Source organism: Marinobacter sp. Hex_13 (assembly GCF_001566815.1).
Lineage (GTDB): Bacteria > Pseudomonadota > Gammaproteobacteria > Pseudomonadales > Oleiphilaceae > Marinobacter > Marinobacter salarius.
Window position 1 is genome coordinate 1 of sequence record NZ_LSMM01000028.1, and the last position, 13,160, is coordinate 13,160.

The 13,160-nt window shown below is 60.1% G+C and carries 13 protein-coding genes; 9 read left to right on the forward strand and 4 right to left on the reverse strand.

Going from position 1 to position 13,160, the window contains the following annotated elements; translation table 11 throughout:
- The 3 genes from AXW11_RS06910 to AXW11_RS06920 all read right to left on the reverse strand — a co-directional run.
- Positions 1–353 (reverse strand): 4-hydroxythreonine-4-phosphate dehydrogenase PdxA (locus AXW11_RS06910; RefSeq protein WP_286792041.1); only part of this gene is annotated, 353 nt, incomplete at its 3' end.
- The gene (locus tag AXW11_RS06915) at positions 350–1,672 is read right to left on the reverse strand and encodes a peptidylprolyl isomerase (protein WP_036210979.1); all 1,323 of its coding nucleotides are present in this window, start codon (positions 1,670–1,672) and stop codon (positions 350–352) included. The genes AXW11_RS06915 and AXW11_RS06910, both read right to left, overlap by 4 nt.
- A 64-nt stretch (positions 1,673–1,736) precedes the next feature.
- Entirely contained in the window at positions 1,737–4,037 is a 2,301-nt protein-coding gene (locus AXW11_RS06920; protein WP_091642554.1) for an LPS-assembly protein LptD, read from the reverse strand.
- A gap of 341 nt (positions 4,038–4,378) precedes the next feature.
- Here AXW11_RS06920 and AXW11_RS06925 point away from each other — a divergent pair, with 341 nt between their 5' ends.
- From AXW11_RS06925 to AXW11_RS06940, 4 genes are all read left to right on the forward strand, one after another.
- Entirely contained in the window at positions 4,379–5,416 is a 1,038-nt protein-coding gene (locus tag AXW11_RS06925; RefSeq protein WP_036210976.1) for an aminoglycoside phosphotransferase family protein, read from the forward strand.
- Complete coding sequence (gene murU / locus AXW11_RS06930; RefSeq protein WP_041332534.1) at positions 5,413–6,093, forward strand: N-acetylmuramate alpha-1-phosphate uridylyltransferase MurU; 681 nt, start codon at positions 5,413–5,415, stop codon at positions 6,091–6,093. Before AXW11_RS06925 ends, murU begins: the two co-directional genes overlap by 4 nt.
- Before the next feature lie 3 nt (positions 6,094–6,096).
- The gene (locus AXW11_RS06935) at positions 6,097–6,852 is read left to right on the forward strand and encodes a DnaJ domain-containing protein (RefSeq protein WP_036210969.1); all 756 of its coding nucleotides are present in this window, start codon (positions 6,097–6,099) and stop codon (positions 6,850–6,852) included.
- Positions 6,853–6,990: 138 nt separating this feature from the next.
- Entirely contained in the window at positions 6,991–7,278 is a 288-nt protein-coding gene (locus tag AXW11_RS06940) for a type VI secretion system PAAR protein (RefSeq protein WP_007155253.1), read from the forward strand.
- Between the two features lie 7 nt (positions 7,279–7,285).
- Here the strand turns inward: AXW11_RS06940 and AXW11_RS06945 are convergent, their stop codons facing one another.
- A complete protein-coding gene (locus AXW11_RS06945) occupies positions 7,286–8,305 on the reverse strand; it encodes a DUF3530 family protein (RefSeq protein ID WP_091642473.1) in 1,020 nt (339 codons plus the stop codon).
- Between the two features lie 167 nt (positions 8,306–8,472).
- Here AXW11_RS06945 and rpe point away from each other — a divergent pair, with 167 nt between their 5' ends.
- The 5 genes from rpe (at position 8,473) to trpD (ending at position 13,147) form a co-directional block, all read left to right on the forward strand.
- Positions 8,473–9,159: a ribulose-phosphate 3-epimerase gene (rpe, locus tag AXW11_RS06950; protein ID WP_036210966.1), complete on the forward strand. Its 687-nt coding sequence runs from the start codon at positions 8,473–8,475 to the stop codon at positions 9,157–9,159.
- Positions 9,156–9,845 carry a phosphoglycolate phosphatase gene (locus AXW11_RS06955; RefSeq protein WP_036210963.1) on the forward strand — a complete coding sequence of 230 codons (690 nt, stop codon included), beginning with the start codon at positions 9,156–9,158 and terminating at the stop codon, positions 9,843–9,845. Before rpe ends, AXW11_RS06955 begins: the two co-directional genes overlap by 4 nt.
- Before the next feature lie 176 nt (positions 9,846–10,021).
- Entirely contained in the window at positions 10,022–11,509 is a 1,488-nt protein-coding gene (gene trpE / locus AXW11_RS06960) for an anthranilate synthase component I (RefSeq protein WP_041332532.1), read from the forward strand.
- 16 nt (positions 11,510–11,525) lie between these two features.
- Positions 11,526–12,107, forward strand: coding sequence for an aminodeoxychorismate/anthranilate synthase component II (locus AXW11_RS06965; RefSeq protein ID WP_036210957.1), 582 nt, complete (start codon positions 11,526–11,528; stop codon positions 12,105–12,107).
- A gap of 11 nt (positions 12,108–12,118) precedes the next feature.
- Entirely contained in the window at positions 12,119–13,147 is a 1,029-nt protein-coding gene (gene trpD, locus AXW11_RS06970; protein ID WP_091642476.1) for an anthranilate phosphoribosyltransferase, read from the forward strand.
- Positions 13,148–13,160 lie beyond the last annotated feature (13 nt).

Below are 13,160 nucleotides of genomic sequence, written 5' to 3' on the forward strand. Positions count from 1 at the left end.
GCCGTCACCATCCCGTCGAACGTACCATCAAGGCAGCCCTGGGCGGCTACTCGCAGGGTTTCCAGAACATAGGCGCTATTCGCCGGATCCAGCTGGCCAGCCGTAGTGGACGCCAATCCATCAACGCAAAGCACGGAGAGCCGGCCCGGTTCAGCAGTGGCTGGTGCTCCCGGCGCCCAGTCTTCCAGCTCTACATTCAACCCAAGCAGTCGGGCCCTCGCCTCCAGCAGAGGTTTGCTGGCCACCACCACAATGCCGGGCCCGCGTTTTTTCAGGGCCAGTTGCAAGCAAAGCTCCGGGCCAATGCCCGCAGGTTCGCCCGCTGTCAGTGCGAAGATGACCGGCTGTGTCATGATTCGCTGTCAGCTCCGTAGCCGCTCTTGAACTCAATAAACGCCTCGTCGCGGATCTCCCGCAGCCAGTTCTGCAGTTCGGTATCAAACTTGCGGCGGTAGATGGCCTGCCGCGCCTCGGATTCCCGTACATCACTGCTGATGTCCTGCTGACGACGGTCCTGCACCTGCAGAATGTGCCAGCCAAACTGGGAGCGGAACGGACCCTTGAGCTCGCCCACATCCGCTTCCATCATCGCCTGTTCGAACTCCGGCACCATCTGTCCGGGGCTGACCCATCCGAGGTTACCACCGTCAGAGCCGGAAACCGGGTCATCAGAGTGCTCCCGGGCGATGACGGCGAAATCGGCGCCATTATCGATTTGCTGATAGAGATCGCGAATGGTTGCTTCCGCCTGGGCTTCCGACACGGTTTCCGAGGTGCGTACCAGGATGTGACGGACTTTCGACTGCTCGATGAACTGTGCTTTATCACCGCCGCGGCGATCCATCACCATCACCAGGTGGAAGCCACTGCTGTTCCTGAGTACCGGGGAGACGGTTCCGGTTTCAAGATCCGGGACCACATCGGCCACCAGTGACGGCAGTTGGTTCTCGGCACGCCATCCCATGTTGCCACCGTCGAGGGCATTGCTGGCATCGGATTCAGCAACGGCAACAGAGCGGAAGTCCCGCCCCTCGGCAATTTCTTCACGCAGTTGCTCCACCTTTTCGCGGGCAGCGCTGACCTCGTCCTCGTCATTGAAATCGTTCACCTCAATGAGAATATGGGCAAGCTCATACTCTGCATTGCTACGGCCCTGACCCTCCATTGCCGCAAGGTAGTTCTCAACTTCCCGATCCGTAACCCGCACGCGATTGCCAACCTGGCGCTGCTGTACCCGGCTGGTAATCATCTCGTTGCGAATCTGCTCACGGGCCTCGCGATAGGTGACGCCTTCCTGGACCAGTTGTTGCTCGAACTGGGCCAGCGTCATATTGTTGCGCTGGGCGATGGATGCCAGGGTTTCATTGAGCTCGTTGTCGCTGATGCGCATTCCGGCCCTGTCCGCCATCTGTAACTGGATGGACTCGCTGATCAACTGCTCCAGAACCCGTTCTTCCAGAATATCCCTTGGGGGCAATCCGGTGCCCTGAGCGCGCAGCCGCCCGGTGATGGTGTTGATCCGTGCCTCGAGCTCGGACTGAAGAATAACGTCGTCGTTGACGACTGCCACCACCTGATCAAGCAGTTTACGGTCCGCCTGTACGGTTGCGGATACCATCACAACCATCAGTGCCAGCATCATTTGTGCGCAATGGCGAAGGTTCGCCTTCATAGTCACCTCTAGTATGGAAGAATACTGCCTGTCACCCCGGCATCCCGAGCCTGACTGTCAGGCATCAGCGATCACCGAAACGGCGACGTTCCCTTTCGTCAAAGCCATAGATGGCTTCGGAAATCTGGCTGGACGATCCGCCGCTCCCGCCCAGTCCCTTGAGCTGGATCTGAAACAGCATGCGACTCTCAAGCTGCTCGTCGTCCGTCAGGTAATTCTGGTGCACCAGCTGCACACTCCAGCAACAGTTATTGTATTCCAGCCCGGCCAGTGAACCGACCGTACGATCAAGCTCGGAATCGTAGACCCAGCGGCCGATCAGACTAACACGGTCTGTGACAGGAAAAACGCCCCCGATATCCGACTGCTCGAATTCGTCTCGCCGGTAACTGTGCCCCAGGCTGGCCAGATAACGGTAATCATCGGAGTGGAAAATCAGCTGACTGCGACCTTCCTGCGTCTTACTGGTGTCCGGCTCCCACAGGCCGGAGGTTCGAATTTCCAGGCCGTCCACCGGTCGCAAAACCATTTCACCGGCCAGCGGGGAGTCACTGGCGTCAGAGGCCCCCTCCCCATCGAGCGTCACTTCCCGGTCATCGTAATAGTGAACCTGGCCAATGCTGAAGCGGGCACGTTCAGCGCCGGTGAGCAGATCATTGAAGCGGCTGGTTAGTGCCACGGTCAATTGATTGCTATCACCTACCCGATCACCGCCGCTGAAACGATTGCGTTGGAACAACTGGTCGAAGCTGAATGAGCGAATGGCGGTGTCGAAATCCGGAATGAACGATTGGTCCGCATCGGCATCAGCCCAGGCATAGTAAAGCCGGGGCTCCAGGCTCTGGTTATAGGGAATATCGAACAGGCTGGACTGGCGATCAAAATACAGGCCGGAATCCCACTCCGCGACCGGAACGGTACGATCAAAGCCAGGGTCCTGTGTGGTGTAGTCCTCCAGCTCATAGCGTGTGTAATCGACACTGACGGAAGGTCTGGCATAGCCCCAGAGCGCCCGCATGGGCAATGCCAGCTCGGGTATGGCGCGAAAGCGCTGGCCGTTGGCCCGGTCGAGCCCCGTCAGGTCATCATTATCGCGGTAGAAATACGTGTACTGGCTTTCCAGATTCAGTTCCGCCGGCCCCGCATCCACGGTGGCGCCGTACAATACTTCTGGTAATTGCGAGTAGGGAATGTTCTCGTCGGCAATGAAATCGCTGAGGGTCTGGTAGCCGTTGAGATAGGTTTCGAAATACTGGGAGGAATCCCGATAGCGGATACCACCCCGGCGACGCAGATGGGTTGCGCGATTGATCTCCAGATTGCGGTTGAGATCACTGAGGTAGTCGTCATCGCTAACCACGGAATAATCCCCGTAGCCGGTCCAGCCGTATCCGAATCTCGCCTGGGTACTGAAATCAAGCCCCCAGCGTTCACCCCCTTGCGAGGGAAACTCCTCCTCGTACTCGGTGTCGTTGCCCGCGTAGCCTAGCTGAAGCACCGATTCCCCAAGACTGCTGAGGTAACGCCCCTCCGCCTCGGTAAACAATCCACGCCCATGTATGTACTGGGGCGTCAGCGTCGCGTCGTAGTGTGGCGCCAGGTTGAGGTAGTAGGGAACCGACAGGAAAGCGCCGCTACCCGCGTTGGAGGTACCAAAAGACGGATAGAGAAAGCCTGTCTTGCGGCGATCGTCAATGGGAAAACTGGCATAGGGCCAGTAGAACACCGGGATATCACTGATCTCAAGGCGTACGTGCTTTGCGGTGCCCACACCTTCGCCCTGGTCCAGGTGGATGTCGGACGCCACGATGGACCAATCGTTGTTGTCCGGGGCGCAGGTGGTCAGTGAGCCGCCACGAATTCGTACCTGGTCTTCCGCCGTGCGGGAAAGCTGAGTAGCGGAACCCCGCATTTCCGGGCCGTGCAGGAGAAAGGTCGCGGTATTGATGTCCACCCGGCCGCTGTTGACGTCATAGTCCGCACGTTCTCCGGTCAGCAGGAAGCCGTCACCGCGGCTGGTCAGCGGCCCCTCTATGGACACCGCACCGGTTGCCTGGTTGTAGCGGGCCTCGGAGCCCGTCACCTGGAATCCCGGCTGCTGCAGACGAACGTCTCCCCGCAGAAACAGTTCGTTGTCGAGTTCATACCGCGCATTGAGCCCACTGGCCTGTAGGGGCGCCTGGCCATGTTGCGCTGCTGGCTCTCCAGCGCCGCCTTTAACCGTCCCCGGCACCGCGGAAGGCAAATAGCCGCCCTCGCAGAAGTCCGGCAGGGAACGACGGACATCCTCCGGCAAGTCAGACTTCGGCCGCCAGTCAATCTCGGCAGCCGAAGGGGCGGCTTCCTGGGCATAAACCACCGGCATTGGTGCCAACATTGTGCAACCCGTAGCGGACGCGAACAGCAACCCGAGACGGTGCCGCATGCGGGGCGTTGGCATTCGCAGCTTCCTTGTTGGGGCTGGCACGGTGAGCGGGTTCCTGTCCAGAATGGATTCGCGGCTGTCGGAGACACTTAACAGCGGCCTAGTTTACACGGCGCCCTTTGCCTTGTTAACGGAAACCGGCCTTTGTTAACGGAAACCGACCATTGCTGCAAAACCGTTTTACCGCCTCTATACTGATCTGCTAACTTTCGGCCATGAGCCCGCAGGTTCGTTGCGGCCAGGTCACCGATAACTTCTGAGCCAGGATAACAGCCAATTCCATGGATACCCGCCTGACAATGCTCACCCAGTGGGTCAGAGACCTTCCCGGTTTTGACCAGGCGACACCCGAGCCAGTATCCGGCGACGCGAGTTTCCGCCGCTACTTCCGCGTCAGCGGCAACCCACATGGCACCGGGGCCCAGCCGTATATTGTGATGGATGCGCCGCCCGAGCATGAGGACTGCCACCCCTTCGTGGCGATCGCCCATCACTGGCGCAGCCTTGATATCGCTGTGCCGGACATCGTCCACGAAGACCTGACCCGGGGCTTCCTGCTGCTGGAAGACTTCGGTGACGCCCTGATGCTCGGCGCCTTAAACCACACCAACGCCGACCAGCTTTATGGCGCTGCAATGGACGAGCTGGTCCGCATACAGCAGGCCGACGATGCTCCCGACTACCCACTTCCGGCTTACGACATCGCCTTGCTGGACCGGGAAATGGCTCTGTTTCCGGACTGGTTGCTGACACAACAATTGGGACTGACGCTCTCAAACGGAGAACGCGCGCTACTGGACACCACTTTCGCCTTCCTGCGGGAGAGCGCCCTGGCCCAGCCGAATGTGGCGGTGCACCGCGACTACCATTCCCGCAATCTGCTGGTCCGCGCAGGCACCACGAGGCCCGGCGTGATCGACTTTCAGGACGCCGTGCGCGGCCCGGTCACTTACGACCTGGTATCGCTGCTGAAAGATTGCTATATCCGCTGGCCGGAAGAACGCATCGACCAGTGGACAGACCATTTCCGCGTGCTCAGTGCCGAGGCCGGCCTCCACAAGGCTGACAGGGATACCTTCCGCCAGTGGCTGGAGCTCATGGGCATGCAGCGCCATCTGAAAGCCGCGGGCATCTTTGCCCGGCTGGCCATACGTGACGGCAAGACCGGTTTCCTGAAGGATGTTCCCCGCACCGTGGGCTATCTGGTGGAGGCCAGCAGCCGTCAGGCCGCCCTGCGCCACTTCCACGAATGGCTCACAGACACCGTGGTGCCGCCCATTGAGCAGCAGATCGGCCCAGTGGAGACATTCGGCCAGTGAAAGCGATGATTCTCGCAGCCGGCAAAGGCGAGCGCATGCGGCCGCTGACCCTGACCACCCCGAAGCCGCTCCTGCCTGCCGGCGGCAAGCCGCTGATCGTGCACCATCTGGAACGGCTGAAAGCCGCCGGTTTCCGGAAGATCGTGATCAATCACGCCTGGCTGGGCACGCAGATCGAAGCGGAGCTGGGCAATGGCAGTAACGTCGGACTGGTCATTGAATACTCGCGGGAAAGCGACCCCCTGGAGACCGCTGGCGGGATTATTCAGGCACTGCCCCTGTTGACCAGCAGCGACGACGATTGGTTCGTTGTGATCAACGGCGACATCTGGTGTGATTTTGATCTGTCCCATTTGACGCCACCCGAACATGCCGACGCATTACTGGTCATGACAGGTAACCCTGACCACAACCCGGCGGGCGACTTCTGCCTGCGGGCGGATGGCACGGTGATTGAGAGCGGCCCTGAAACACTGACGTTTACCGGCATCAGCCTGCTAAACCGTCGCCTGTTTTCGGGGCTGACACCGGGTGCCCGAAAACTGGCGCCCATCCTGCGGGATGCTATGACCCGGGGGCGGGTGCAAGGCATTCGCCACAGCGGACACTGGATGGATATCGGTACCCCGGAACGGCTACGGGAGCTGGACCGGATGCTTATGGAAGGCGGGGGCTGAGCCATGACCTCTGAGACCAGAGACAATAACCTGCCCGCACGAATGGAAGCAGAGTTCAGTGAGCTCCTTGGAGAGTTGACCGCCTGCGGCCACCAGGCCACCGAATTGCTGGTCAGAACCCGACTGCCGCGCTGGTGTCGCCGGAGCCTGTTCTTTTTTCTGGGCTACATCGCCAAATCGGAAGGGCGGGTAACGGAGAAAGACATCGGTTTCGCCGAAACCCTGATGAAAGCACTGAAGCTCTCCGGCCGCCAGCGGCGCAAGGCCATTGGCCATTTCCGCAAGGGTAAGACTGCAGAGCGCATCCCTGCCCTGAAAGCGCTGGGCCTGCGCCTGACCCACAGAATCTGGCCCTCTCCCTCATTGCGTGTTGCCATCTGCCTTTGCCACGCAGCGCAGTTGCAGGGACGCCCGGAGAAGCCCCGCCGCTATCGTTGCGAGGACGCCATTGACCAGATGGGGCTGCCGATCAGGGTCAGCGATGACATTCTCGACAGTTACGCCAGCAAGGTCTGGATCACCGAACCGGAGAGCCAGCCCCGACCCTCCACCTTCGAGCAGGCCTGCCAGGTTCTCGGCGTTACCCGCCGTGACAGCCGCGAGGTGATCAAACGGGCCTACCGAAAAAAAGTGTCGGAATGCCACCCGGACAAACTGGCACAGCAGAAGCTGAGCCCGGCGGAACTGACCAGGGCAAAGGACCGCCTTTTACGCTACCAGCAAGCCTGGGAACTGATCAGCCAGCGCCTGTCGGTTTGAATCCGGCGTTTTGAGTTCAGCGCCAAGCTTGCTAAACTCCGAGATCAGAACCACACCACAGAAGTGCAAAAGCACAAAAGTGCAAAAGAAAGGCCCACGGACCAGCGGCCTGCAGACCCACTGAAAAGGAGCATTCCCATGGGTAAAAAACTCGTCCTGCTCGGCGACATCGGAACCGATCACCAAGGCTTTCCCCCGACCCCTGTCATTACCGGCAGCGCTACTGTACTGATCGACGGCAAGCCCGTTGCGAGGCTGGGCGACCAGCTCGCCATGCACTCCAAGCCCAAGCATCCACCACATCCCCGCGCCATCGCAGCTGGCAGCCCGACGGTGATGATTGAAGGCAAGCCTGCCGCCCTGACCGGCGATGCCGTCAGCTGTGGTGGCGTTGTCATCGGCTCATCCACCGCCGTGGGTGGCTGATTGTTTTCTAGCGTTCGGAGTCAAGCCAGGCTGAAATGCGGTTGGTAAGCGCTTGCGCCTCTCTGGGTTGTGGCTGTTCAGTCATTGCGACAGGTTGTCGGGAGTAGCCTGCAATCCCCGCCCGCCTGAATGCGGCCTCCCGTTGCTTTGGTGACCTTTGAGCCATACCTCCAGCGCCCAATGAACTGCGGGCACTGTGGAGCTCCAGGACTTTGGGCGCACCAGGCTCACCAAGCGACTCCGTCAGGGCTATCGAATCGCTCTGACTAAACGCTGGCGCAATCCAGACCAGCGCCGACACATCCTGCCCCCCGCTGGCAGTGGCCGCGCGGGTGACGTGACCAGCCGCCCGGCCGACTCCCACCATGGCCACCCGGCTGTAACCACGACCATCCAAGTTGCCAGCCGCCGCGGCCAGGGTCTTCTGAATGCGTGCCTGGTATTGGTTTGCCAAGGCCTCGACATCGTCACTGGCCATCACATCGATCATCACCGACTCGCCAGGTTTATCGCCCGTTTCATCGGCGGCGTCCGTATCCGGCGCGCCCGCCTCTTCAGGCGCCTCTAAGCCCCGTTGTCGACGCGCTTCCTGTACCTCGTATGGCGGCATCTCGAGCCCAAGCACCATCACCGCCCAACCGGCACGTGCCATCGGCTGTCTCAGGGCAGCGGCCAATCCGGAAGCGGGTGATTGCCCCTCATCGGCCAGAATCACCACTGCGCCCTTCGCAGGCGTCTCGGCTTCCGGCTCAAACAGGGCCAGCACCGGTTCTTCTTCTGGTGGCTCCAGCCATACAGACGAGTCCGGCCAGGTCCGGGCGATTGCATCCGAATCGAGCCCCGTCGATATCAACGGCCTTTCAACAGCCGCCCCGGAGGGTTTTCCGGCTTCCTGCCCGGTCGGGTTCTGCGCGCCTTTCTGCGCCTCTTTCGGTGCCTGCGCCAACGCTGACGAGGCCCAGAAAGCAACAAGGCAGGCCAGGATGACCCGACATTGCACAACCGGTTTTTTAATCCATTTGCTCACAGGCTGTCACTCATTCCGTGCGAAAAATCACCATCAAACTGGTAGACTAGCAGCTTTGCGGCCCAGCAGCCTTTGCAGACTCTTGCAGCCTTTTGCAGGCTTTTACAGAGAAAACCGCTGTACGCGCCATCGTCGATATCACTATCAAACCGTTCAAGAGAGCCGTCATGAACCCTTTCCAGATTGCCCCGTCCATCCTGTCAGCCGATTTTGCCCGACTGGGCGAGGAAGTCGATAACGTACTGGCCGCCGGCGCCGACATTGTCCACTTCGATGTCATGGACAACCACTACGTACCCAACCTGACCATCGGCCCCATGGTCTGCGAAGCATTGCGTAAACACGGGGTTACCGCTCCAATCGACGTGCACCTGATGGTATCACCGGTAGACGACCTGATCCGGATGTTCATCGATGCCGGCGCCAGCTACATCACCTTCCACCCGGAAGCCTCCAATCACATTGACCGTTCCCTGCAGTTGATTCGTGAAGGCGGGTGCAAGGCGGGCCTGGTGTTCAATCCAGCCACGCCACTGCACTACATCGATCACGTGATGGATAAGCTGGACATGATCCTGCTGATGTCCGTAAACCCTGGTTTCGGCGGCCAGAAGTTTATTCCAGGCACTCTCGACAAACTGCGCGAAGCCCGCAAGCGCATCGATACCAGCGGTCGCAACATTCGCCTGGAAATCGACGGCGGCGTGAAAACCGACAACATCCGCGAGATCGCCGAAGCCGGCGCCGACACCTTTGTCGCTGGCTCCGCCATCTTCAACACTGACGACTACAAAGCCACCATCGACAAAATGCGGGCAGAGCTGGAACTGGCCAAGCAGAGTTCGAACCGATGAGCCTGGCGGGGTTGTTCAGCCAACGCTGGCCGGGAGTGGCCCTGTTCGACCTGGACGGCACCCTGGTTGACAGCGCCCCCGACCTGGCAGCGGCCATTGACGCTATGCTGGAACAGCTGGGTCGCCGCAAAGCCGGCGCTGACAATGTTCGCCAATGGGTGGGCAATGGCGCCAGCGTGCTGGTGCGGCGTGCCCTTGCCGGGCAAGCGGACTGGGAACCGGCAACCCCGAAGGACGACGCACTGTTCAATGACGCCCTGGCGATGTTCTACCATGCCTACGAAAACCTTAACGGCCAGCATGCCGTGCTCTACGACGGCGTGGAGGAATGTCTGACCCGTCTTGCCGACCACGGCTGCCGCATGGGCATCGTTACCAACAAGCCGGAACAGTTTGTGGCACCGTTGCTCGAGCAGATGGGCATTGAACACTGGTTCGATATCAGCATCGGTGGAGACACCCTGCCGGTGCGCAAACCAGACCCGCAACCGTTGATCCATGCCATGACCGAACTCGGCGGCACCCGGGGCACCACGGTGATGGTGGGCGATTCGGTCACCGACATCAGCGCGGCCCTGGCGGCGGGTATTCCTTCGGTGGCGGTTCGCTACGGCTACAATTATGGGGCGCCCGTGGATTCGCTCGGTGCAGATGCCGTTGTTGATTCCCTGGCCCAGCTTTTGTAATCTCACAGGATATTGATTTGAAACCTTCAATTCGGGAGATTCCTGCCGTGCAGGGACTGAGTCTGATAACAGCGCAGGGCATACTGACAACCCGCGCAACACGATGGTGGCGATGGCGCACCGGCTGAATGCCGCCCGAACGTCCTCCATACAGATCAGATTCAGGAACCGTTATCATGACACCCGAGCAATTCGCCGAGCTCGCCAAGGCCGGCTTTAATCGTATCCCCGTATACCGCGAAGTCCTTGCCGACCTGGACACGCCCCTGAGCACCTATTTCAAGCTGGCCAGCGGCCCCTATTCCTACCTGTTTGAATCTGTCCAGGGCGGTGAAAAGTGGGGCCGCTATTCCATTATTGGTCTGCCAAGCCGGGAAGTTCTAAAGGTCCATGATCACACCGTCACCATTACCCGCGACGACGAGGTGATCGAAGAAACCACGGTCGACGATCCACTGGCCTTCGTGGAAGACTATCAGGCCCGCTTCAACGCGCCGGACCTGGAGGAATTGCCCCGCTTCAATGGTGGCCTGGTTGGCTATTTCGGTTATGACACCGTGCGCTACATCGAGAAGCGCCTGCGCAACACCTGCCCGCCGGACAAGATCGGCACGCCCGACATCCTGCTGATGGTGTCCGATGACGTGGTGGTGTTCGACAATCTGCGCGGCAAACTGCACCTGATTGTCCATGCCGACCCAAATCAGGAGGGCGCTTACGAACAGGCACTCCAGCGAATTGACGATCTGGAGTCCCGCTTGCACCGGCAGACGGCCAACGCGCCCCGCACACCGGAACATCTGCGCGGTAAAACCGTGGATGAGAGCGACTTCATTTCCGGGTTCAACCAGGAAAAATTCGAAGCGGCCGTCGGCCATATCAAGGAATACGTGCTGGACGGCGACGTGATGCAGACGGTGATCTCGCAACGCATGTCGATTCCATTCGAGGCGCCACCGCTGAACCTGTATCGCTCTCTGAGGGTGCTGAACCCGTCCCCCTACATGTATTTCCTGGATCTGGGAGACTTCCAGATCGTCGGCTCATCGCCGGAAATCCTGGCGCGGGTGGAAGATGACGAAGTCACCGTGCGCCCGATCGCCGGCACACGAAAGCGTGGCGCCACCGATGCCGAAGACCGGGCCATGGAAGCGGAACTGCTGGCCGACCCCAAGGAAATCGCCGAGCATCTGATGCTGATCGATCTGGGCCGCAACGACGCTGGCCGGGTGTCTGAAACCGGCACGGTAAAGCTGACGGACAAGATGATTGTGGAGCGCTATTCCCATGTGATGCACATCGTCTCCAACGTCACCGGCCGCCTGAAAGACAACACCAGTTGCCTGGACGTGTTGCGCGCCACCCTGCCCGCCGGCACCCTGAGCGGTGCCCCGAAGATTCGCGCCATGGAAATCATCGACGAACTGGAGCCGGTGAAGCGCGGCGTCTACGGCGGCGCCGTGGGTTACCTGTCGTTTAATGGCAACATGGATACCGCCATTGCCATCCGCACGGCGGTAATCAAAGACAACACCCTGCATATTCAGGCAGGGGCCGGCGTGGTGGCCGACTCGGTGCCCCGCCTTGAGTGGAAGGAAACCATGAACAAGGGCCGCGCGATCTTCCGCGCCGTCGCCATGACCTACAACGATTTCGACCACTGAGGCGGAGGATAAGATTATGTTGCTGATGATCGATAACTACGACTCCTTCACCTACAACGTGGTGCAGTACCTGGCCGAGTTGGGCGAAGATGTTCATGTCTACCGCAACGACGAGATCACCGTGGAGGGCATCGAAGCCCTGAAACCGGAGCGCCTCGTTGTCTCTCCCGGCCCCTGCACGCCCAACGAGGCAGGCATTTCCATGGCCACCATTCGCCACTTTGCCGGCAAGTTGCCGATTCTGGGCGTTTGCCTCGGCCACCAGGCCATCGGGCAGGTATACGGCGGGAAGGTTATTCGCGCCGGGCAGGTGATGCACGGCAAGGTATCTGCGGTCTACCATAAGGACCAGGGCATTTTCCGTGGCCTGAGCAACCCGCTGAAGGCGACCCGCTATCACAGCCTGGTGATCGACAAAGACACCCTTCCGGATTGCCTGGAAGTCACCGCCTGGACCCGTAATGACGATGGCTCGGTGGAAGAAATCATGGGCGTTCGGCACAAAACACTGCCCATCGAAGGTGTACAGTTCCATCCAGAGTCTATTATGACGGAACAGGGCCATGAGCTGCTGCGCAACTTTCTGAAGACACGATAAGAGGCCACCACATGGACATGAAAGAAGCACTGAACCGCATCGCCTCCAACCTGGACCTGTCCACGGAGGAGATGAAGGACGTTATGCGCATCGTCATGAAGGGTGAAGCCACCGATGCGCAGATTGGGGCCTTTCTCATGGGGCTGCGCATCAAGAGCGAAACCATCGACGAAATCACCGGCGCCACCGAAGTCATGCGGGAACTGGCCACCCGCGTGACGGTCAACGCCGACCCACTGGTGGATATCGTGGGCACCGGCGGTGACGGTGCCAATCTGTTCAACGTATCCACCGCGGCGTCTTTTGTGGTCGCCGCAGCCGGTGGCTTTGTGGCCAAGCACGGCAACCGTGCCGTGTCCTCCAAGAGCGGCAGCGCGGACCTGCTGGAAAAGCTGGGTATCAACCTGCAGATGGCGCCTGAGGAGGTTGCACGCTGCGTGGAGGAGATCGGCGTTGGCTTCATGTTCGCCCCGGCCCATCATGGCGCCATGAAACACGCCATTGGCCCGCGCAAGGAATTGGGTTGCCGTACCATATTCAATATCCTTGGCCCCATGACCAACCCGGCCAGCGTCAAGCGCCAGTTGATCGGTGTGTTCACGAAAGAGCTGTGCCGCCCCATGGCGGAGGTTCTGCACCGCCTGGGCGCCGAACACATTATGGTGGTGCACTCGAAGGATGGCCTGGACGAAATCAGCCTGGCCAGCGCCACCCATGTGGCGGAGCTGAAAAACGGCGAAGTCACTGAGTACGACATCACCCCGGAAGACCTGGGCATCAAGAGCCAGGCGCTGGTTGGTCTCACGGTGGATACCGCCGAGGACTCTCTGAAACTGATCCGTGCCGCGTTCGGTCGTGGTCATGATGAAATGGCTGAGAAAGCGCGGGATCTGATCGCCCTGAACGCCGGCGCAGCAATTTATGTGGCAGGCCTGGCGAAGACGACGGCGGAAGGCGTGGAGATGGCACTGGACGCCATGGGCTCAGGCTTGGCAGCCGGCAAGATGTCCGAGCTTGCTGACTTTTCGCAGTGTTTCTAATACGAGCCTGACA